Source organism: Micromonospora sp. WMMD1128 (assembly GCF_027497235.1).
Classification (GTDB): domain Bacteria; phylum Actinomycetota; class Actinomycetes; order Mycobacteriales; family Micromonosporaceae; genus Micromonospora.
The window spans coordinates 6017753-6038551 of the sequence record NZ_CP114902.1 but is presented as its reverse complement, the minus strand read 5'-3'; the positions used below and the strand labels follow the sequence as shown (position 1 = coordinate 6038551).

Sequence of the window (20799 nt, the reverse complement as noted above, 5' to 3'; positions counted from 1 at the left end):
TAAGGGGCCCCTCCTTTCATGCCGTGCGGGATGGACCACTTCCGCGCCGGGCCGCGGGGCGGCGCGGGGGTGGCGGGGATACGGTCGGGCCATGGCCGAACGCATCGCCCGTCCCCGCGTGGGGCACATCCAGTTCCTCAACTGCCTGCCCATCTACTGGGGGCTGATGCGATCCGGCGCGCTGCTCGACGTCGACCTGCACAAGGACTCGCCGGACCGGCTGAGCGCCGACCTGGTCCGCGGCGACCTCGACATCGGCCCGATCACGCTCGTGGAGTTCCTGAAGCACGCCGACGAGCTGCTGCTCCTGCCCGACCTCGCGGTCGGCAGCGACGGCCCGGTGCTCTCGGTCAACATGGTCTCGACCCGGCCGCTGGCCGAGCTGGACGGCGCGAAGGTCGCGCTCGGCTCCACCTCGCGCACCGGGGTGCTGTTGGCCGAGCTGCTGCTCGCCGAGCGGTACGGAGTCCGCCCGGAATACTTCCGATGCCCGCCGGACCTGACCCAGATGCTGCTGGAGGCCGACGCCGCGGTGCTGATCGGCGACGTGGCGCTGCGCGCGCTCTACGAGGCGCCCGGCAAGGGCCTCGCGGTGACGGACCTCGGGCAGGCCTGGCACGACTGGACCGGGTTGCCGATGGTGTTCGCCGTCTGGGCGGTACGCCGGGACTTCGCCACCGCCCACCCGGGGCTGGTGAAGGAGGTGCACGAGGCGTTCCTGCGCTCGCGCGACCTGTGCCTGGCCGAGCTGGACCAGGTGGCCGAGGCGGCGGCCCGCTGGGAGCCGTTCGACGCGGCCACCCTGGCGACCTATTTCCGCACGCTCGACTTCTCGCTGGGCGAGCGGCAGGTGGCCGGGCTGCGCGAGTTCGCCCGCCGGGCGGCAGCGTACGGGGAGGTGCCGGCGTTGCCGGCGGACGGGCCGCGGTTCTTCCAGGGCTGAGCGTGGCTCAGTTCGCCGGGCGCAGCAACGCCTCGGTGATCTGCTCGCAGGCCTTCATGCCGTAGTCCCAGCTGCCGACGCTGAACGGGCTCTTGACCATCACACCCATGGTCCAGGTGTCGCCGATGGCCAGGCAGTTGACGTGGTATTCCTTTTCCTTCTGCCGGTCGATCCAGCCGTTCTTGATGGCGATCTTCTTCTGCTCGGCGGCCGGGAACGCCTTGCGGATGCCGAAGTCGCCGGCGCCGCGGACCAGGCGCATCTCGTTGAGCAGCCACTTCGTCCACTTCGGGCCGGCGGCCCGGCCGTCGTCGATGCAGCGGCCGAGCCGTGCGGTGTCGCGCGGGGACAGCAGGGTCCGGCTCCAGCCGCCGTCGGCGGCGACCTTGCTGTCGGTCAGCTCGCAGATCGAGATCAGCCGCTTGATCGAGGCCGCGCTGCCGACGCTCTCGTAGAACTGCTGGGCGCGGGTGTTGTCGCTGTCCCGGATGATCCGCGTGGCGTCGGCGAGCTTCGCGTCGCTCGGGGTCTTGCCGGCCTCGGCGGTGCGGCGCAGGTAGTCGGCGACCACCCAGGATTTGATCAGGGACGCGGTGGTACTGGTCTCGCCCATGTTCTTCGAGCCGATGATCTTTCCGGTGCGCTTGTCCAGCACCGACCAGGCGTACCAGCCCTTGAGGTTGAGGGAGTCGAGGTTCTTGGCCTCGAACGGCAACGGCTCCAGCGACGGCGACGGCGCCGGCCGGGGCCGGGTGTTGCGATCGGTGGGCTGCGCGGTGGACCGCTCGCCCGGGTCGGGACGCGACGCGGCGGTGGGTCGCAGCGGTGAGCCGGGGACCAGCCGGAGCGAGAGGACCAGCAGGCCGACCAGGGCCACGGCCACGGCGGTGAACGCCAGCGGGCGGTGATGGCTGCCGGGCCGTCGCCGGGCACCGGCCATCAGAGCTTCCCGACCGGCTGCTGCGGCACCTTCAGCGCCGCGCCGGGCTGCGGTGTGACGAGCTGGGTGGCGACGCTGGCGCAGACCTTCGACCCGTACGACAGGCCGGAGCCGATCGGGTAGCGCATCATCACCGCGAGACTCCACTTGTCGGTGACCGCCAGGCAGTTGACGTGCCAGTTGCGGTCGTAGACGAGCGCGGTCCAGCCGTTCTTGATGCTCACCGGGCCCTGGGCCTTGATCGAGGCGGGCAGGCCGTCGACGATGCCCCACTTGCCGCCGCCGGACTTCGCCTGCTGGCTCTTGATGCTGCCCCGGACGTTCGCCATCTCGTTCAAGACCCACTTCGTCCACTTGGGCCCGGCGGCCCTGCCGTCGGCGATGCAGTCGCCGAGCCGGACCGCGTCCCGGGGGGACATCCGGGTGAAGCTCCACCAGCCCTCGTAGGAGGGCACGTTGCCGGACTTGGTGTCGGTCAGGCCGCAGATCTTGACCGCGCGCTGGAGCACCGGGTTCAGCTTGTTGCCCGGCTGCGGCTTGTAGGACCCGCCGGCCGCCCGGTAGACCCGGTTCGCGCCGTCGTCGTTGCTGTCCCGGATGGCCACGCTGGCCGCCTTCTTCAAGTCGGCGGTGGGCTGCTCGTCGCCGAGCTGGCGCAGGTAGTCGGAGACGATCCAGGTCTTGAGCATCGACTCGGTGGAGCTGGTCTGGCTCATGTTCTTCGCGCCGGTGACGGCACCGGTCTCCCGGTCCATCAGGGCCCAGGAGAAGAACTCGCCCTTGAAGTTCACCGAGACCGGGGCATCGGCGAGCGTGGGGGGTGGCGGCGCGCTCGGGGCGGGCGCGGGCACCTGCTCGGCGCCGGCACCGATGCCGCCGAGGCCGTCTCCGTTGGAGAGTTTCGCGTACGCGGCGGGCACCAGCATGCCGCCGCCGACGAGGACCGCCACGACGGCGAGCACCAGGGTCACGCGAGGTCGCATGAGTGGGTGGACTCCAGATGTATGGCCGGGGGGACCGGCGCTTGCGCATGTGTTCGGGCCCGATCACCACGAGGCCGGGGGACGGTGGCCTGGGTGGTGGCGATCAACGGCAGCCGATCGGTGTGCCGGGGGAAGTCTACTTCTGGACAGGCCGATCGCCAGATCTCGACACTCGCCGTCTAGCCGGATCGGCGGGACATTGAGCCGCTATGCCGCTCTTGGGGGGTTTCATCGTTGAGAAGTGGTCGACATCACACTCGTTTCCGCAGCTCAGGGCGGTTCACGTGGAGCGTCTGTTCGGTCACGGAAGGTGGCTGCGGAATCCTGTTACACCCTCTGGTGTCATTCGTTGCGAGCTGTAACACTGGCTTCATGTATGGCAACGACTTCGCCCCGCCCGAGGACGCTCCGGGCGGCGGCCTGCTCGGCGAGGTGGAGGCCGCGGAGGCGGCGCTGCGCGAGGCGGCGGCGCGGGCCCGGCGGGGCGGTGCGGCGCCGGACCAGGACTTCGAGGCCTACTTCGCCGACGTCATCGACGCCGATCAGAAAATCGAGCCCCGGGACTGGATGCCGGAGGCGTACCGGAGGACGCTGATCCGGCAGATCGCCCAGCACGCCCATTCCGAGATCATCGGCATGCAGCCGGAGGGCAACTGGATCAGCCGGGCCCCCTCACTCAAGCGCAAGGCCATCCTGCTGGCCAAGGTGCAGGACGAGGCCGGCCACGGCCTCTATCTCTACGCGGCGGCCGAGACGCTCGGCATCACCCGGGACGAGCTGGTGGAGCTGCTGCTCAACGGCCGGCAGAAATACAGCTCGATCTTCAACTACCCGACCCTGACCTGGGCCGACGTCGGTGCCATCGGCTGGCTTGTGGACGGGGCGGCAATCGTCAACCAGGTGCCGCTGTGCCGCTGCTCCTACGGCCCGTACGCCCGGGCCATGATCCGGGTCTGCAAGGAGGAGTCGTTCCACCAGCGGCAGGGATACGAGATCCTGCACACGCTGGCGCACGGCACCCCGGGCCAGAAGGCGATGGCCCAGGACGCTATCGACCGCTGGTGGTATCCGTCGCTTGCCATGTTCGGCCCGCCGGACGGCGACTCCACGCACAGCGCGCAGTCCATGGCCTGGAAGATCAAGCGCTTCTCCAACGACGAGCTGCGCCAGCGGTTCGTCGACATGTGCGTCGGTCAGGCGGAGGTGCTCGGCCTGAGCATCCCCGACCCGGACCTGCGCTGGAACGACGAGCGCCAGGCGTACGACTACACCCAGCCCGACTACGCCGAGCTGATGCGCGTCATCAAGGGCGACGGCCCGTGCAACCGGGAGCGGATGGCGCACCGGCAGCGGGCCCATGCCGACGGCGCCTGGGTCCGGGAGGCCGCCGCGGCGTATGCCGCGAAGCGGGCCGGGCGCAAGGAAGCGGTGGCGGCATGAGCGAACGCACCGAGCGGAGCGAGGGCCGTGAGGGCATGCCCGGCCAGCACCGCATGAGTGGCCAGTCCTCGCCGCTGTGGGAGGTCTTCGTGCGGGCCCGGCGCGGCCTGTCCCACACCCACGTCGGCAGCCTGCACGCCGCCGACGCGGAGCTGGCGCTGCGTAACGCCCGCGACCTCTACACCCGCCGCCAGGAGGGGGTCTCGATCTGGGTGGTGCCGGCGGGCGCGATCACCGCGTCCAGCCCGGACGAGAAGGACGCCTTCTTCGATCCGGCGGCCGACAAGGTCTACCGCCACCCGACGTTCTACGAGGTGCCGGACGGGGTGTCCCACCTATGACACTGTTCGACTTCACGCTCGGCCTCGGCGACGACGCGCTGATCGCGGCGCAGCGGCTCGGCGAGTGGGCCACCCGCGCGCCGGAGATGGAGGAGGACATCGCGCTCGCCAACATCGCCCTCGACCAGCTCGGCGCGGCCCGGCTGCTGCTCACGTACGCGGGCGAGCTGGAGGGCGCCGGTCGCGACGAGGACGCCCTGGCCTACCTGCGCGACGACCGGGAGTTCCGCAACTGCCTGCTTGTCGAGCTGCCCAACGGCGACTTCGGCATGACCGTGGCGAAGCTGTTCTTCCTCGCCGCCTGGCAGTTGCCGCTTTACACCGCGCTGGCCGGCTGCGCCGACGACCGGCTCGCCGCGGTCGGCGCGAAGGCGCGCAAGGAGTCGGCGTACCACCTGGACCACGCCTCGCTCTGGGTGCGGCGGCTCGGCGACGGCACCGACGAGTCGCACCGCCGCATGCAGGACGCGGTCGACCAGGTGTGGCCGTACGTCCACGAGCTGTTCGTGGCGGACCCGGCCGCGCCGGTCGACCCGGCGGCACTGTGGGCCGACTTCGACGCCACCGTGACCGCCGTGCTCGACGAGGCCACGCTCACCCGCCCGGAGGCGGGTTGGAAGCCGGGCGGGGGCCGCGACGGCCTGCACACCGAACACCTCTCCTACCTGCTGGCCGAGATGCAGGTGCTGCACCGCGCCCACCCTGGGGCGCAGTGGTGAGCGCGAGGAGCGCAGCGCAGCGGAGCCCCGCAGTCGCGAACGGAAGGTGGCTCTGGTGAGTGACGCCAGGGCGGCCGTGGCGGCGGTGGTGGATCCGGAGATCCGGGTCATCACCATCGACGAGCTGGGCATCCTGCGCGCGGTCGAGGAGGAGCCGGACACCGGCCGGGTCGTCGTCACCATCACCCCCACCTACACCGGCTGCCCGGCCATGGACGTGATCCGCGCGGACATCCGACGTGCGCTCGCCGCCGCCGGGCACCCGGACGCCGAGGTCCGCACGATCTACGCGCCGGCGTGGAGCACCGACTGGATCTCCGAGCCGGGCCGGGCCAAACTGGCCGCCGCCGGCATCGCCCCGCCGGTGCCGCGCGGCGACGACACGGTGGTGCCGCTTACCCTCGCGGTCCGCTGCCCGCACTGCGGATCCTCGGAGACCACGCAGGTCAGCCGGTTCGGCTCGACCGCCTGCAAGGCGCTGTGGCGCTGCCGCTCCTGCGCCGAACCCTTCGACCACCTGAAGGCGCTGTGACTGTCACCATCACCCGGCCGGTCCGCCGCCGGCCGGTCTTCCACCCGCTTCCCGTCGCCGCCGTCGACCGGCTCACCGACGACTCGGTGTCCATCACCTTCGCGGTGCCCGAGGAGCTGCGCGAGACGTTCGCGTTCTCCGCCGGGCAGCACCTCACGGTCCGCCGTCCGGCCGTCGCGGACGATCCGGAGGCCGAAGAAGCGCGGCGGTCGTACTCGATCTGCTCCACCCCGGACGAGCTGGCCCGGCACGGCCGGTTGCGGATCGGGGTGCGCGAGGTCCCGGGCGGGGCCTTCTCCGCGTACGCCTGCGGCGCGCTGCGTGACGGCGACACCGTCGAGGTGCTGCCGCCGCTGGGGCAGTTCACCTCCGCGTTCACCCCGGGTCGGGCCAGACGGTACGGCGCGGTGGTGGCCGGCTCCGGCATCACGCCGGTGCTCGGGCTGGCCGCGACCGCGCTGGCCGTCGAACCCGACAGCACCTTCACCCTGGTGTACGGCAACCGCACGGCGAACACGGTCATGTTCGCCGAGGAACTGGCCGACCTGAAGGACCGCTATCCGACCCGGCTGCACCTGGTGCACGTCCTGTCCCGCGAGATGGGCGAGTCGGCGCTGCTCTCCGGGCGGATCGACGCCGACCGGCTGACCCGGCTGCTCGACACCGTCGTACCCGGCGACGAGATCGAGGAGTGGTTCCTCTGCGGCCCGTACGGAATGGTGGTGGACGCCAAGGCCGTGCTGGCCGGGCGCGGGGTGCCGGATGCGGCCGTGCACACCGAGCTGTTCCACGTGGATGCCCCGCCGGAGCCGGTACGCCGGCCCACCGCCGATGCCGGCGACACCGACGACACCGGTGTCGAGGTGACGATCGTGCTGGACGGGCGTTCGTCGAGCCTCACCATGGGCCGGGACGAGCGGGTGCTCGACGCGGCCCTGCGGGTGCGGAGCGAGCTGCCGTACGCGTGCAAGGGCGGGGTCTGCTCGACCTGCCGGGCGCGGGTCACCTCCGGCGCGGTGACGATGGCGCGCAACTACGCCCTGGAGCCGGACGAGGTGGCCGCCGGATACGTGTTGACCTGCCAGTCCAGCCCGACCACCGACGACCTGACGGTCGACTACGACGCGTAGCCCGATGGGCTTCTGTCAGCGCCTCGCCGCCTGGTCGTGCCGCACGTGGGCGGTCCAGTAGGTGAGGTCGGAGTGGTGCTCGGTGAGGGTGACCGGCTCGCCGCAAGCTTCCTCGATCATCTTGACCGCGTCGTCGAGGTGCGCCGGCTGGTGGTCCCAGTCGTCGTCCAGGAACAGGTGCAGCCCCACCTCGCCCCGGTCGTCGCCGAGCGCCTCGGCCGCCTCCGGCGACACGAGCACGACGGTGTAGCGGGCCACCTCCCGCTCCGCCTCGGTGAGTGACGGTCGATCGGCACGCGCGTGCCGGCCGAAGCGGTCGATCACGGACGGGATCGGGCCGGGCGACTCCGCCGGGTCGTACGGCCGGAGCCAGGTGGGCTGGCAGGTCTGCATCGAGACTCCCAAGAGGCCAGGTGCGACGGTGCGTCGCAACGTTGCCTGTCATAGTTGCCTTGCGGCGGCCGGAGAGTCAATACTCAACGCTACGGCGCGTGTCGTCAGCGTGACGAGCGACGGTCGAGCGGAAGGTGCGGCATGGCGAAGGCGAATCTGCCCACTGTGGTCGGGCGCGGGCTCGGCGGAGAGCTACGCGAGCTGCGGAGGGCGCGAGGCCTCGCGCTGCGCCGGGTGGCGACCCGGCTGGACTGGCAGCCGTCCAAACTGTCCCGGATGGAGACCGGCGTCCAGGGCATCCAGGCCGCCGATGTCGCGTCCCTGCTGGTGATCTACGGCGTCACCGGGGAGGAGCGTCGGCGGCTGCTCGCGATGGCCGAACGCTCGGCCGAAACCGGCTGGTGGGAGGCGATCGGCGGGCTGTCCGACGAGTCGCGCACGCTGATCCGGCTGGAGGCCGAGGCGGCCGGCATCGTGAACTGGGAGCCGCTGCTGGTGCCGGGCCTGTTGCAGACACCGGACTACGCGCAAGCGGTGATGGTCGGCTGCGGGGTGCCGCCCGACGAGGCGCAGGGGCGGGTGGCCGCCCGCCTCGGCCGGCAGGCGATCCTGAGCCGCGCCACACCGCCCGCACTGCACGCGTTGCTCGACGAGGCGGTGCTGCGCCGGGCGCTCGGCGGTCCCCGGGTGATGGCCCGCCAGCTTCGGCACCTGGTCGAGGCGGCCGAGCGGCCGACCGTCACGCTGCGGGTAGTGCCGTTGGGGGTCGGCGCGCACACCGGGCTCGACGGCTCGTTCGCGCTCTTCGACTTTCCGCGTAACCGGTCGGTGGTCTATCTCGACCACAAGCTGACCGGGCTGTTCCTGGAGGAGGCCGCGCAGGTGGCGCACTTCCGGCGGGAGGCGGATAGGCTGACCGATGTGGCCTTGAGTCACGTCGATTCGATGGCGCTCATCGCGCGGTACGCGGCGGAGCACGAGCGAGAGTGAGCCGAGGATGACCACCCCTGAGCTGTCCGGCGCGACCTGGCGCAAGTCCACCCGCAGCGGCTCCAACGCCAACTGCGTGGAGGTCGCGACGGTTACCCGAGCGGTCGGCGTACGCGATTCGAAGGACCCGGCCGGCCCGGTGCTCGCCTTCGACCGGATGGCCTGGGCCGCCTTCGTCGCCGGCCCGCCGAACCGCTCCTGACGGCTCGCCGCCCCTCAAATGGCGGGAAATCCCTCTCGCCTCCTGGAAGCGGGAGAGATCTTGGAAGCTAAGTGCCCCTCCAGGGGCCATTTCCCTCCAAGATCTCGGCCCTCGCGCGGCGACCTAAGGAGTCACCTCGACTGGTAGGCCCGCAGCGTGCTGCTGGTGTCGTGGGCGAGCAGGACAGCGAAGCAGCCCTTGATCCTCTATATTGCCAACCGTCATCGCCCGTTGCCGGAGCGTCGCGTTCGTCGCGCGCCCCTGGCGGCGGGCGTTCCGCGCATCGGGCCGAGTGGTCGCCCGGGGCGCCACATCGAACGGGGGAGCACCATGACGGGACACCATCGACGACGACAGCGCCGCCGCGCGCTGCTGGCCGGGGTCGTGACGCTTGCCGGCGCGGGGCTGGTGGCGGGCGCGCCGGCGCGGGCGGTGAGCGGCGGCACGCCGGTCACCGACCCGGCGTACACGTTCGCGGCCAAGGTGGTCTTCGGCGACGTGCACGGCTGTTCGGGGGCGCTTGTGGCGCCGCAGTGGGTGCTCACCACCCGGTCCTGTGTGACCGACGGCGCGTCGGCCCCGGCGACCGGTGCGCCGAGCCGGCCGACCACGGTGACCGTGGGCCGGCTCGACCTGGCCGCCACCGGAGGTCACGTCCGGCGGGTCTCCTGGGTGGTTCCCCACCCCGACCGGAACGTGGCGTTGCTGCGGCTGGCCGTCCCGGCGGTCGCAGTCGCCCCGGTGGCGCTCGGCACCACCGCCCCGGCGCAGGGTGAGCAGTTCCAGGCGCTCGGCTTCGGCCGGACGGCCACCGAGTGGGCGCCCGACAAGCTGCACGGCGTGGGTGTCACCGCGGCGGCGGTGACCGACATCACCGTCGACATCACCAACCCGGACAGCGGCGGCCCGACGACCTGCAAGGGCGATGCCGGCGGGCCGACCGTCCGGGTGGCCGGCGGGGTTCCGCAACTGGTCGCCCTGCACGACAGGTCCTGGCAGGGCGGCTGCCTGGCCGAGACGGAGACGCGCCGCGACGCGGTCGAGGTGCGTACCGACGACCTGGCCGCCTGGATCCGGACCAACAGCATCTCCACCTGCAACGCGGGCGGCGGCACGGTGGTGCCGGGGGACCAGTCGAGCCTGGCGATGCTCGGGGACTGGACCGGCGACTGCCGCGCCGACGTGCTTGCGCAGACGGCCGACAACCGGCTGCGTCTCTACCCGTCCAGCGGCGACATGTCGGGCACGGCGCCGTTGTTCCCCGGGCCGTACCCGTACGTCGGCACCAACTGGTCGGCGTCGAACCGCCCACGGGTGCTTGTCGGCGACTTCAACGGTGACGGTCGCTCGGACATCATCGGGGGGACCTCCGACGGCACGCTCACCGCGTGGGCGTCGACGGGTGACGTCTCCGCCGACGGCCGGCTCTTCCCCACCCCGGTCAAGGTCGGCACCGCCTTCACGATCGGGTCGATCCCGCGTCTCCACGTCGGTGACTTCGACGGGGACGGGCGGACCGACCTGCTCGGCCAACTGCTCAACGGCACGTTGAAGGTGTGGACCTCCAGCGGCGACCTCTCCGCCGACGCCCGCCTGTTCTCGGCGCCGGCGCGGGTGGTCGGCGACGGTTTCACCACGTCGGCGGTGCCGCGGATCCTGACCGGTGACTTCAACGGCGACGGCCGTACGGACGTGATCGCCCAGTACGCGGACGGCAGCATGAAGGGCTTCCCGTCCAGCGGCGACGTCTCCGGCGACGGAAAGCTGTTCCCGTCGACCGCGCAGGCGAAGGTGGTCGGCAGCGGCTGGAAGAGCAGTTCGATCCCGCGCATCCTGGTCGGTGACGTGGACGGCGACACCGTCGTCGACCTGGTGGCCCAGTTGGCGGACGGCACGCTGCGGGTCTACCGGTCGTCAGGTGACCTGACCGGCAGCGCCCTCACCTTCCCGGGCCCCTACCTGAACGTGGGCACGAACTGGACGGCGGCGAACCGGCCCCGGATCCTGGTCGGTGACCTCTCCGGCGACGGCCGGACCGACCTGGTCGGGCAGCAGACGGACGGGAAGCTGCTCGGCTTCCGGGCCACCGGTGACCTCTCTGCCGACTACAAGCTCTACGTCACCAGCGAGAACCCGGTCGGGCAGGGCTGGTCGGCCACCTCCATCCCGCGCATCTTCTAACCGCCGATCCGGAAAGCGGTCGGCTACGACGCCCGTCGGAGGGCGTGGTAGCCGACCGCTTTCACCGTTCCCTGAGCTGCTCGCGGAGCTCCTGCAGGGAGTGGCCACTGCGTGCATGGGTCCATTGTCCCCAGCCGTTGATGTCGTGACCCACACAGGCTTTGAGCGCAGGCGACGGTTTGGTGTAGGTGGACCCGTCGGGAAGTCGGATGTTCCCGTCCGCCGTGACCACCGCCCGATGAGTGAGACGCTTGCGCTTCTGGACGTGGACGAGTTCGTCGTCCGGCTCCAACAGCCCGGCCTCGATCAACCTGGAGAGGTCACCGGCATTCCGCTCGCCTCCTACGCCAGCACCGGTGCCGGTGTCGAGCCGCAACAGCCTGCGAAGGACGTCGTTCTCACGGTCAACGAAGGGTTGGGCGTGCCGCTGAAGCAGCGCGTACACCTCGTCGTCGATCTCGATTTCGTGCATAGCCGCGGTCCGCTCCTCTTCCTCGGCTCCGAAGGTCATCGGACGGAACGGGGGCCATTGTGCGCCACGAGGGCGGTTACCAGACTCGGGACTGAGGTCGACGGGTTGCGGGCGTCCACCGGCTTCTCCCGGTGCAGGCGGTCCAGCCGCGCCGCCCTGCTCAGTGCGTTCGCGCGGCCCGACCGGAGGGCCTCGAAGTTCACGAGCTTGCCTCGTGGACTGTATCCGCACGGGTGCCGCTCAAGTCGACGGCATGCTTCGTCGGTGGTCAGGTAGGCGAAGAGATCCTCGTAGTGCAGCAGGAGAAAGACCTCGAAGCATGGGTTCGAGACCGCGCATCGGATGCCGTGTCGGGCGGCCAGAGCGAGTGCGGAAGCGAGCCGGGCGTGCGGTTGAGGCGCCTCCACATCGAATACGACCCACACCTCGTCGTAGGCATCGCCATCGGCTGCGGCCTGGTTCGCCTCGGCGATGGCCTTCTCGACCACCCCGTACGGTTCACCTTTCCCGGAGAGGATGTTGATTCGGACGGTGCCGGCCCGAAGCTCACGTCGTAGCCCCTTGAAGTACCAGGTCTCGGTGTTCTCCCCCTCGCTGCAGATCAGATAGGTCCGACGCTCGTCGTAGCGACCGGTGCGCCGTCGCAGCGGTCGGCTGGTCCGGGTCATCGGGTCGCCTGGCAACGGTGGGTCTCGATGGCCACGTTCACGCTCCAGACACTTGAACTTAAGCCTTCAAAGCGTAAAGCTTTGGTGCTAGAGTTTTCGATGTCAAGCCGCTCGGACCGACGGGTCGAGGAGGTTCAGCGTCTCGTGATCGAGGAACGGCACGGCGCCGTACCGGCCCTTGAGATATCTGCCCTCGACGTCGTCCAGGCCGCCACGCACCCGGAACTCGCTGAGCGGATAGAGGCGGGATGCGCCAGTTTCGTCCTTTTCGGTGAGCCACACCTGATCCCGGGCAAGCCGGATATCACGATGGCGGCCGAGGAGGCCGACGTCGTGGCTGTTGAAGATGAGCTGTGCACCGCGCGGGTTCGTAGCCGGCTCATGAAAGAGCCGGACGAATGCCGCCGTGAGAAGGGGATGCAACTCGCTCCCCAGATCGTCGATGGCCAACAGCCCGCCGGCGTCCAGGGCCCGCACGGCCAGTTGCAGGAGGTCGAACCAGTTGCGGGTGCCGGCCGACTCCCACTGCCAGGGCATGGTGGCCTCGCCGCCCTCGGTGGACGCAGAGTGCAGGAACTCGATCTTCGGCTCCATCGGCCCTGGGGCTCCGCCGCCGTCGCGCTGAACGATCTCCGCGCCGACGATGCCCAGGTCGGCGAAGCGCATGAGGGCGAGCATCCGGTCGTCCGGCAGGCAGTGCGGTGGGCGGCGCGGCGTCGGCTCGTGCTCTGCCGCGATCATCTGCCGCGGACTGAACCAGCGGTAGATCCGGCCGAGCTGGGGATGGTTGAGCGCGGCGGCGGCGGAGAGGAAGAGGCTGTTCGGTCGTACGGTCTCCGCGATCAGCTCACGTGGCCCGGTCAGGTGGTTTCCGAAGTGCAGCGAGTTGCCCTCGCGTTCGAGGTAGACCTGCCGTCGACCTTTCGGGAACGCGTACAGCCACTCCTGCCGGATCGCCTCGTCGTCCAGCGAGAAGCCGAACTCGTACCTGACGTCGTCGACGACGAAGTCGAAGACGAACTCGCTCGGCCGGCTGCCGCTGTCGGCGTCGAGCCGGAACGGCCACCGACCCGGAATGGGCTCCTCCGGAAGCCATCGCTGATGCGAGAGGCGAACCGCGTCGCGGGCGAACCCCAGCGCCTTCACGACGTTGGACTTGCCAGAGGCGTTCGGCCCGAAGATGCCGACGACGGGTAGCGCGTTGAGCCTTTCCCGTGGCACCGGGCGGACCGCGAGGTCAGGGTGCTCATCGGTGGCGACGAGGCTCAACTCGGCCTCATCCCGCAACGAGGCAAAGTTGGTCGCCCGGAAGCGCAGTAACATTTGCCGCCAGCTCCAATCCTCGAATCTTACTTTACCCCTCTTCACTGCCTGGGATGTCAATAACTGACGATCCAGGCCTTCTGATGATGCTTCCAGCATGATGTTATGGGGTCGACGCCGCATGTCGAGGCGGCGGCGAACAGTCCGTGGAGCGCGCGACGTACGCTCGATGGCGTGACGGTGAGCCGGGAGATCGACGACATCCTGCAGCGTGGCGCGGACGGCGGGCGGATCACGCCCGAGGAGGCCCTGCTGCTCTACACCGAGGCGCCCTTCCACGCGCTGGGCGAGGCGGCCGACGCGGTACGGCGACGCCGCTACCCGGACAACATCGTCACCTACCTGATCGACCGCAACATCAACTACACGAACGTCTGCGTGACGGCGTGCAAGTTCTGCGCGTTCTACCGGGCCCCCAAGCACGCCGAGGGCTGGACCCATCCGACCGAGGAGATCCTGCGCCGCTGCGGCGAGGCGGTCGAGCTGGGCGCCACCCAGGTCATGCTCCAGGGCGGGCACCACCCGGACTACGGCGTGGACTACTACGAGGAGCTGTTCTCCTCGGTCAAGACGGCCTACCCGCAGCTCGCCATCCACTCGATCGGCCCGAGCGAGATCCTGCACATGGCGAAGGTCTCCGGGGTGAGCCTGGACGAGGCCATCGCCCGGATCAAGGCCGCCGGCCTGGACTCGATCGCCGGTGCCGGCGCCGAGATGCTGCCGGACCGGCCACGCAAGGCGATCGCCCCGCTGAAGGAGTCCGGCGCGCGCTGGCTCGAGGTGATGGAGCTGGCGCACCGACAGGGCCTGGAGTCGACCGCCACCATGATGATGGGCACCGGCGAGACCAACGCCGAGCGGATCGAGCACCTGCGGATGATCCGCGACGTGCAGGACCGCACCGGCGGTTTCCGGGCGTTCATCCCGTGGACGTACCAGCCGGAGAACAACCACCTGAAGGGCCGCACCCAGGCCACCACGCTGGAATATCTGCGTCTGGTCGCGGTCGCCCGCCTCTTCTTCGAGACGGTGCCGCACCTCCAGGCGTCCTGGCTGACCACGGGAAAGGACGCCGGGCAGCTCAGCCTGCACATGGGAGTGGACGACCTGGGCTCGATCATGCTGGAGGAGAACGTCATCTCCTCGGCCGGGGCCCGGCACCGGTCCAACCTGCACGAGCTGATCGGCATGATCCGGTCGGCGGACCGGATCCCGGCCCAGCGGGACACGCTCTACCGCCGCCTCGCGGTGCACCGCACGCCGGCGGACGACCCGAGCGACGACCGTGTGGTCTCGCACTTCTCGTCGATCGCCCTGCCGGGCGGCGGGGTCGGGAAGTCGCTGCCGCTGGTCGAGGTGAACTGACCGCTCGCACGTGTCTCCGTACCGTGGGTGACGGCCGTCGTTGGGTCGAACGGCCGAGGGTTGCTGGGCGAAGGGATCCTTTCGGCGGGCCGGTCGACCGGCCTCCGCCGCCGGGGATGGCGAGGAAGATCGCGGACCGCTAATGTCCCCGCCCATACGCTTTTTCCGCGCCACCCGGGGGCCGCTCTGGTGACATCGGGTGACCGGGAAGTCGACCGCCTGACGGTTGTCCTCCATCGGCCCATGAGGGCCGTCCACATAACGCACCGCGGCCGGGGCGGGATGGGTGACCATCCCGCCCCTGCTGTCGGTCGAGGTAGGTGGGAATTTCCACCCGCGCATCGGCTGGCGCACCGCCGCGTCGCTCCGGTACCGTCCGTTCGTTCCGTGCGTGATCTGCGCTTCCCTACCCCCCGGGGGAACCATGACTTTCCGTTACCGCTCCACACTGGCCCGTGCCGGTGTGGTGGCTCTGCTTTCCACCGCCGGCCTCGGCGCCGTCACCGGACCGGCGCACGCCGCCGGCGAGTCCGACCTCACGCTCATCCCGCTCAGCTACAAGCTGGCCAAGGGCGTCGACGAGGCCAAGGCCAAGCCGTTCAAGTTCCAGGTGAACAACACCACCGGCACCGTCGACGCGAAGGGCGTCCGGGTCACGGTGGAGACGAAGGGCCTCAAGGCCAAAAAGGTCGGCGTGCTGGTCCCGGACGGCTGCACGGTGACGGGGACCGCCTTCTCCTGCCTGCTCGGTGACCTGGCCGCCGGCACCACCGAGGACTTCGGCCTCCCGCTCTTCTCCACCGGCGGCAAGGGCGCGGCGGGCACGCTCACGGTCTCGATCAGCGCGGCCAACGGCAACGGGATCCTGGACTCCGTCGACCACGACATCGCCGTCACCGCCCCCGGCTACGACCTCACCACGTGGGTGCAGGACGTCTACGCCGACGTGGACGTGGACGGCGACGTCGCGGGCGAGGCGGACCTCCGTCCGGTCCGGCCGGGCGAGACCGCGCCGCTGGACTGGGCCGTGTTCAACGACGGCAGCCGCAAGGCCACCGGCATCACGTACGGGATCACGCTGCCGGCCGGCGTCACCTTCGCCGAGCTGCCCGAGGGCTGCGTCGAGCAGGTCCTGGGCACCGCGCAGGCGCTCTGCGAGGACCGGGGCGCGGTGCTGAAGCCCGGAGAGTTCTACACCGCCGACGTCCGGGTGACGGTCGGTGCGGACGTGACCGAGAAGCTGCTCGGGCCGGGCATCGTCTGGGCCAAGGGCAGGGACTCCGCCACCGGGGAGCCCGAGGAGGCCCCGCGCGTCGCCAGCTCGGCCCAGCGTCGCGCCTTCGCCGAGGTCGACGACGGCGACAACACCGCCCAGTTCGACGTCTTCGTCGACCCGAGCGCGGAGCCGAGCCCGAGTCCGACGGTCACCCCGACCGCCGAGCCGACCCCGACCGCCGAGCCGACCCCGAGCGGCAGCGTGACCCCGGTCCCGACCCCGACCACCGGTGGTGGCAACGGCGGCGGCTCCGGCGACGGCGGCCTGCCGGTGACCGGTATGCAGGTGGGCCTGATCGGTGGGATCGGCGCGTTGGTGCTCGCCGCCGGCGCGGCGCTGCTGATGCTGTCCCGGCGTCGCAAGGTCGTCCTGGTCGCGCCGAACGAAGAGCGCACCGAGGGCTGACGTCGCGCCGAACGAGGAGCGCACCGGGGACTGACCCGAAGACCGCACGACGCGGGGGCGGGGTGGGCGACCACTCCGCCCCCGCGCCGTACCCGGGTGGCGTGGCTGGCAGAGTGGAGGGGTGAGTAGTCGTTCCCCGCAGGGCCGGCGCGCCAGCCTGGAGAAGCAGCCGCACGAGGTCGCCGCCATGTTCGACGGGGTGGCGGCCCGCTACGACCTGACCAACACCGTGCTCTCCTTCGGGCAGGACCGGCCCTGGCGGCGGGCCACCCGGGCGGCGCTCGGGCTGCGCCCCGGCGAGCGGGTGCTCGACGTGGGCGCCGGCACCGGCGTCTCGACCGAGGAGCTGGCCCACTCCGGGGCGTACGCGGTCGGCGCCGACCTGTCGCTCGGCATGCTGCACGCCGGCAAGCGCACCCGCCCGGCGGTGCCGCTGCTGGCCGGGGACGCGCTGCGGCTGCCGTTCGCCGACGCCAGCTTCGACGCGGTGACCATCTCCTTCGCGCTGCGCAACGTGAACGACACCGATGCCGCGCTGCGCGAGCTGGCCCGGGTCACCAGGCCGGGCGGGCGGCTCGTGGTGTGCGAGTTCAGCACCCCGGTCAACCCGGCGTTCCGCACGGTCTACCTGTCGTACCTGATGCGGTCGTTGCCGGCGGTGGCCCGGACGGTGTCCAGCAACCCGGACGCCTACGTCTATCTCGCCGAGTCGATCCGGGCCTGGCCGGACCAGGCCGCCCTGGCGGCGCGGGTCGGCGCGGCCGGCTGGGGCCGGGTGGCGTGGCGCAACCTGACCGGCGGTGTCGTCGCCCTGCACCGTGCCGTCCGGAGCTGACACTTCAGTCCCATTTCGTGAATGTCGGACTTATCCGTCATGGTCGCCGTAGGCTCGCGGCCATGACGCGATCCGACCACGCCACCACCACCGACGACGACGCCGCCGAGTTGGTCGCGCAGCTGACGGAGTTGGCCGGCGCGGATCCGGTGGAGATGCGCCAGGTGGTCGCCGAGGTGCTGGCCGCGCTGGACCGCGCGGCCGGCGGCGCGCTGCGCGACCACCTGCCCGAGACGATCCGGCTCGACGCCGGTCTCGGACCGGCCGCGCCGACCCGCCCGTGACCGATCTCCACCCGCTTACCGGACGGCTTCCGGGAAGTTAGGACCCCCTCAGCGCGTACTGGTGTAACGCCGGTCATAGACTCCAACCCGATCGGCTTGTGAAGCATTTCACGAGCATGCGGGAGGAGGCGCGGATGACCGCGGTGGAGAACGACGCCGACGTCATCGTCGTGGGCGCCGGTCCCGGAGGATCGGCCACGGCATACCACCTGGCACGGCACGGCGTACGCGTGCTGCTGCTGGAGAAGACGGAGTTCCCCCGGGAGAAGGTCTGCGGCGACGGGCTCACCCCCCGCGCCGTGCGGCAGCTGATCCGGATGGGCGTGGACACGTCCCCCGAGGCCGGTTGGTTGCACAACAAGGGCCTGCGGGTGATCGGCGGCGGGGTGCGCCTGGAGCTGGACTGGCCCGACCTGGCCAGCTTCCCCAACTACGGCCTGGTCCGGACCCGGCTCGACTTCGACGACCTGCTCGCCCGGCGGGCCGTCGACGCCGGGGCGACGCTGCGTACCGGCGTCAACGTGCTCGGCCCGGTGCTCGACGCCGACGACCGGGTGACAGGCGTGCAGGCCGAGGTCGGCCCCGGCAAGGAGCCGGCCACCTTCCACGCGCCGCTCGTGGTCGCCGCGGACGGCGTCTCCGGCCGCTTCCCGCTCGCCCTCGGCATGGCCAAGCGGGAGGACCGGCCGATCGGCGTCGCGGTCCGCCGCTACTACCGCTCACCCGCCAAGCACGACGACGACTACCTGGAGTCGTGGCTTGAGCTGCGGTCCAAGGGCAACGAGGCGCTGCTGCCCGGCTACGGCTGGATCTTCGGCCTCGGCGACGGCCGGGTGAACGTCGGCCTGGGCGTCCTCAACTCCTCGTCGGCCTTCGGCAAGACCAACTACCGGCGACTGCTCACCGACTGGCTGGCCAACACCCCGGAGGACTGGGGGATGACCGACGAGGCCAACGCGGAGGGGCCGATCCTCGGCGCCGCGCTGCCGATGGGCTTCAACCGGGTCCCGCACTACAGCCGGGGCGTGCTGCTCGTCGGCGACTCCGGCGGCATGGTCAACCCGTTCAACGGCGAGGGCATCGCGTACGCGATGGAGTCCGGTGAGCTGGCCGCGGAGGTCGCCGTGCAGGCGCTCGCCCGCCCGGCCGGCGCCGAGCGGGAGCGGGCGCTGATGGCGTACCCGCAGGAGCTGAAGGCCCGCTTCGGCGGCTACTACCGGCTCGGCGGGATCTTCGTGAAGCTGATCGGCCGCCCCGAGGTGATGCGGATGGCCACGAAGCACGGCATGCCGCACCCGATGCTCATGCGCTTCGTGCTCAAGCTGCTGGCGAACCTGACCGACCCGCGCGGCGGGGACGCGATGGACCGGGTCATCAACGCCATGACGAGGGCGGCGCCGGCCGTGTAGGAGACCACCGGTCCGGGGCCACCGGCCCACGGAGCGGACCGAGATCGACCCCCGCCGACCGCGGTCGTCAGGGACGTGAATAGTGTGATTTTGGCCAACCACCGAGGTCAGGGAAGGACGAGCAGGGGACAACGATGACGCTCTCGCCTTATGCACCCATCATCGGGCTGTTCGCCCTCGCCGCGGGGTTCGCGCTGTTCTCCGTGGCCGCCGCCCGATTCGCCGGCCCCCGGCGTCTGAACAAGGCCAAGCTCGAGGCGTACGAGTGTGGCATCGAGCCGAGCCCGCAGCCGGTCGGCGGCGGCCGGTTCCCGATCAAGTTCTACCTGACGGCGATGCTCTTCATCGTCTTCGACATCGAGATCATCTTCCTCTACCCCTGGGCGGTCTCGTTCGACGCCCTGCCGATCTTCGGCTTCGTGGAGATGGTCATGTTCATCGTCGCGGTCTTCGTCGCCTACGCCTACGTGTGGCGGCGCGGCGGCCTGGACTGGGACTGAGGAGGTAGCAGATGGGCATCGAGGAGAAGCTTCCCTCCGGCGTCCTGCTCACCAGCGTCGAGAAGCTGGTCAACTGGTCGCGGAAGTCGTCCGTCTGGGGCGCCACCTTCGGCCTGGCCTGTTGCGCCATCGAGATGATGGCCGCGGGTGGCCCGCACTACGACATGGGCCGGTGGGGCATGGAGGTCTTCCGCGCCTCGCCCCGGCAGGCCGACCTGATGATCGTGGCCGGCCGGGTCAGCCAGAAGATGGCCCCGGTGCTGCGGCAGATCTACGACCAGATGGCCGAGCCCCGCTGGGTCATCTCGATGGGCGTCTGCGCCAGCAGCGGCGGCATGTTCAACAACTACGCCATCGTGCAGGGCGTGGACCACGTCGTCCCGGTCGACATGTACCTCCCCGGCTGCCCGCCCCGGCCGGAGATGCTCATCGACGCCGTGCTCAAGCTCCGCGAAAAGATCATGTACGAGCCGCTGGGCCCCAACGGCCGCAAGATGCTCGAGGCCCGCAAGGCGCGCGGTGACGTGCCGGTCGTGCCGTACGGCTCGATGCCCTCGTCGTACCGCAACGACAAGGCCCGGCGCGCCGAGTGGACGAAGGCCGTCCGCGAGGGGCGCGAGGAGCAGCTGCGGATTGAGAACTGGATGAACGCGCAGAACCACCTCCAGACGCAGGGGGGCCCGAAGTGACCGACGACCGGACCAACGACGGCGGGGTCCCGGTACCCACCACCCCGGTCGGCGCCAGTGGCACCGCGCCCGCGGAATACCCGCCGGCCAGCCCCGCCGGGCGCGGGATGTTCGGCAACCAGGGCACCGGCGACGTCTCCGGTTACGGCGGCCTGGTCCGCCCGCGCCGGCCGATCGAGGAGGCCGCCCGCCCGTACGGGAGCTACTTCGACGAGGTGCGGGACGCGCTGGAGGAGGCGTACCCGCAGTTCGGTGACGCGATCGAGAAGGTCGTGGTCGACCGGGGCGAGTTGACCCTGCACGTGCGGCCGGAGCGGATCGCCGAGGTCTGCCAGGTGATGCGCGACGACCTGTCGCTGCGCTTCGAGCTGTGCTCGTCCGTGTCCGGGGTGGACTACCTGGGCGCCGACGGTCGTCGGCTGCACGTGGTCTACCAGCTCACCTCGATGACCTACCGGCGGCTGGTCCGGTTGGAGGCCGCGGTCTCCGCCGAGGACCCGCACCTGCCGAGCGTCACCGCCGTCTACCCGACCGCCGACTGGCAGGAGCGGGAGACGTACGACATGTTCGGCATCGTCTTCGACGGCCACCCCAACCTGACCCGGATCCTCATGCCGGACGACTGGGAGGGGCATCCGCAGCGCAAGGACTACCCGCTGGGCGGCATCCCGGTGGAGTACAAGGGCGCCGAGATCCCGCCGCCGGACAAGAGGCGGTCGTACCAGTGAGCGCGAGGAGTGCAGCGAAGCGGAGCCCCGCAGTCGCGAACGGAGGGTTGG

At 70.7% G+C, this 20799-nt stretch carries 23 protein-coding genes; 17 read left to right on the top strand and 6 right to left on the bottom strand.

What is annotated here, in order from left to right:
- Window positions 1-91 precede the first annotated feature (91 nt).
- Entirely contained in the window at window positions 92-943 is an 852-nt protein-coding gene (locus O7602_RS27265) for a menaquinone biosynthesis protein (protein WP_281585457.1), read from the top strand.
- 7 nt (window positions 944-950) lie between these two features.
- Here the strand turns inward: O7602_RS27265 and O7602_RS27260 are convergent, their stop codons facing one another.
- Both O7602_RS27260 and O7602_RS27255 read right to left on the bottom strand, forming a co-directional pair.
- The gene (locus O7602_RS27260; RefSeq protein ID WP_281585456.1) at window positions 951-1883 is read right to left on the bottom strand and encodes a hypothetical protein; all 933 of its coding nucleotides are present in this window, start codon (window positions 1881-1883) and stop codon (window positions 951-953) included.
- Window positions 1883-2866 carry a hypothetical protein gene (locus O7602_RS27255; protein WP_281585455.1) on the bottom strand — a complete coding sequence of 328 codons (984 nt, stop codon included), beginning with the start codon at window positions 2864-2866 and terminating at the stop codon, window positions 1883-1885. Before O7602_RS27255 ends, O7602_RS27260 begins: the two co-directional genes overlap by 1 nt.
- A 372-nt stretch (window positions 2867-3238) precedes the next feature.
- Between O7602_RS27255 and paaA the strand changes: the two genes are divergently transcribed.
- From paaA to paaE, 5 genes are read left to right on the top strand one after another with little or no spacing between them, the layout of a single operon-like run.
- Window positions 3239-4306 (top strand): 1,2-phenylacetyl-CoA epoxidase subunit PaaA, encoded by a 1068-nt coding sequence (gene paaA, locus O7602_RS27250; protein WP_281585454.1) that lies wholly within the window; start codon window positions 3239-3241, stop codon window positions 4304-4306.
- A gap of 53 nt (window positions 4307-4359) precedes the next feature.
- Window positions 4360-4647 carry a 1,2-phenylacetyl-CoA epoxidase subunit PaaB gene (gene paaB / locus O7602_RS27245; RefSeq protein ID WP_281590565.1) on the top strand — a complete coding sequence of 96 codons (288 nt, stop codon included), beginning with the start codon at window positions 4360-4362 and terminating at the stop codon, window positions 4645-4647.
- Window positions 4644-5366, top strand: coding sequence for a 1,2-phenylacetyl-CoA epoxidase subunit PaaC (gene paaC / locus O7602_RS27240; RefSeq protein WP_281585453.1), 723 nt, complete (start codon window positions 4644-4646; stop codon window positions 5364-5366). The genes paaB and paaC overlap by 4 nt, the downstream gene beginning before the upstream one ends.
- A 55-nt stretch (window positions 5367-5421) precedes the next feature.
- A complete protein-coding gene (gene paaD, locus O7602_RS27235) occupies window positions 5422-5898 on the top strand; it encodes a 1,2-phenylacetyl-CoA epoxidase subunit PaaD (protein WP_281585452.1) in 477 nt (158 codons plus the stop codon).
- Complete coding sequence (gene paaE, locus O7602_RS27230; RefSeq protein ID WP_281585451.1) at window positions 5895-7028, top strand: 1,2-phenylacetyl-CoA epoxidase subunit PaaE; 1134 nt, start codon at window positions 5895-5897, stop codon at window positions 7026-7028. Before paaD ends, paaE begins: the two co-directional genes overlap by 4 nt.
- Before the next feature lie 15 nt (window positions 7029-7043).
- Here paaE and O7602_RS27225 read toward each other — a convergent pair whose 3' ends face one another.
- On the bottom strand, window positions 7044-7421 hold the full coding sequence (locus O7602_RS27225) for a hypothetical protein (RefSeq protein WP_281585450.1): 378 nt from the start codon (window positions 7419-7421) through the stop codon (window positions 7044-7046).
- A 141-nt stretch (window positions 7422-7562) separates the two neighbouring features.
- Between O7602_RS27225 and O7602_RS27220 the strand changes: the two genes are divergently transcribed.
- The 3 genes from O7602_RS27220 (at window position 7563) to O7602_RS27210 (ending at window position 10794) form a co-directional block, all read left to right on the top strand.
- On the top strand, window positions 7563-8411 hold the full coding sequence (locus O7602_RS27220; protein WP_281585449.1) for a helix-turn-helix transcriptional regulator: 849 nt from the start codon (window positions 7563-7565) through the stop codon (window positions 8409-8411).
- Between the two features lie 7 nt (window positions 8412-8418).
- Complete coding sequence (locus O7602_RS27215; protein ID WP_281585448.1) at window positions 8419-8613, top strand: DUF397 domain-containing protein; 195 nt, start codon at window positions 8419-8421, stop codon at window positions 8611-8613.
- Between the two features lie 330 nt (window positions 8614-8943).
- Window positions 8944-10794, top strand: coding sequence for an FG-GAP-like repeat-containing protein (locus tag O7602_RS27210; protein ID WP_281585447.1), 1851 nt, complete (start codon window positions 8944-8946; stop codon window positions 10792-10794).
- A gap of 61 nt (window positions 10795-10855) precedes the next feature.
- On the opposite strand, the gene O7602_RS27205 is transcribed toward O7602_RS27210, so the two are convergent.
- From O7602_RS27205 to O7602_RS27195, 3 genes are all read right to left on the bottom strand, one after another.
- Window positions 10856-11305 carry a hypothetical protein gene (locus O7602_RS27205; RefSeq protein ID WP_281585446.1) on the bottom strand — a complete coding sequence of 150 codons (450 nt, stop codon included), beginning with the start codon at window positions 11303-11305 and terminating at the stop codon, window positions 10856-10858.
- Window positions 11302-11934, bottom strand: a complete 633-nt coding sequence (locus O7602_RS27200; protein ID WP_281585445.1) for an RloB family protein — start codon at window positions 11932-11934, stop codon at window positions 11302-11304. The genes O7602_RS27205 and O7602_RS27200 overlap by 4 nt, the downstream gene beginning before the upstream one ends.
- A gap of 102 nt (window positions 11935-12036) precedes the next feature.
- Window positions 12037-13257 carry an ATP-binding protein gene (locus O7602_RS27195; RefSeq protein WP_281585444.1) on the bottom strand — a complete coding sequence of 407 codons (1221 nt, stop codon included), beginning with the start codon at window positions 13255-13257 and terminating at the stop codon, window positions 12037-12039.
- Window positions 13258-13431: 174 nt separating this feature from the next.
- On the opposite strand from O7602_RS27195, the gene mqnC reads away from it, so the two are divergent.
- The 8 genes from mqnC to O7602_RS27155 all read left to right on the top strand — a co-directional run bounded on the left by mqnC (window position 13432) and on the right by O7602_RS27155 (window position 20748).
- On the top strand, window positions 13432-14622 hold the full coding sequence (gene mqnC, locus O7602_RS27190) for a cyclic dehypoxanthinyl futalosine synthase (RefSeq protein ID WP_281585443.1): 1191 nt from the start codon (window positions 13432-13434) through the stop codon (window positions 14620-14622).
- 424 nt (window positions 14623-15046) lie between these two features.
- A complete protein-coding gene (locus O7602_RS27185; protein WP_281585442.1) occupies window positions 15047-16303 on the top strand; it encodes a cell wall anchor protein in 1257 nt (418 codons plus the stop codon).
- Between the two features lie 187 nt (window positions 16304-16490).
- Window positions 16491-17138, top strand: a complete 648-nt coding sequence (locus tag O7602_RS27180) for a demethylmenaquinone methyltransferase (protein ID WP_281590562.1) — start codon at window positions 16491-16493, stop codon at window positions 17136-17138.
- 62 nt (window positions 17139-17200) lie between these two features.
- A complete protein-coding gene (locus O7602_RS27175; RefSeq protein WP_281585441.1) occupies window positions 17201-17422 on the top strand; it encodes a hypothetical protein in 222 nt (73 codons plus the stop codon).
- A gap of 134 nt (window positions 17423-17556) precedes the next feature.
- On the top strand, window positions 17557-18831 hold the full coding sequence (locus O7602_RS27170; protein ID WP_281585440.1) for a geranylgeranyl reductase family protein: 1275 nt from the start codon (window positions 17557-17559) through the stop codon (window positions 18829-18831).
- Between the two features lie 134 nt (window positions 18832-18965).
- Entirely contained in the window at window positions 18966-19331 is a 366-nt protein-coding gene (locus O7602_RS27165; protein ID WP_089154551.1) for an NADH-quinone oxidoreductase subunit A, read from the top strand.
- Window positions 19332-19342: 11 nt separating this feature from the next.
- Complete coding sequence (locus O7602_RS27160; RefSeq protein ID WP_281585439.1) at window positions 19343-20020, top strand: NADH-quinone oxidoreductase subunit B; 678 nt, start codon at window positions 19343-19345, stop codon at window positions 20018-20020.
- On the top strand, window positions 20017-20748 hold the full coding sequence (locus O7602_RS27155) for an NADH-quinone oxidoreductase subunit C (protein ID WP_281585438.1): 732 nt from the start codon (window positions 20017-20019) through the stop codon (window positions 20746-20748). Before O7602_RS27160 ends, O7602_RS27155 begins: the two co-directional genes overlap by 4 nt.
- The last annotated feature ends 51 nt before the right edge of the window (window positions 20749-20799 follow it).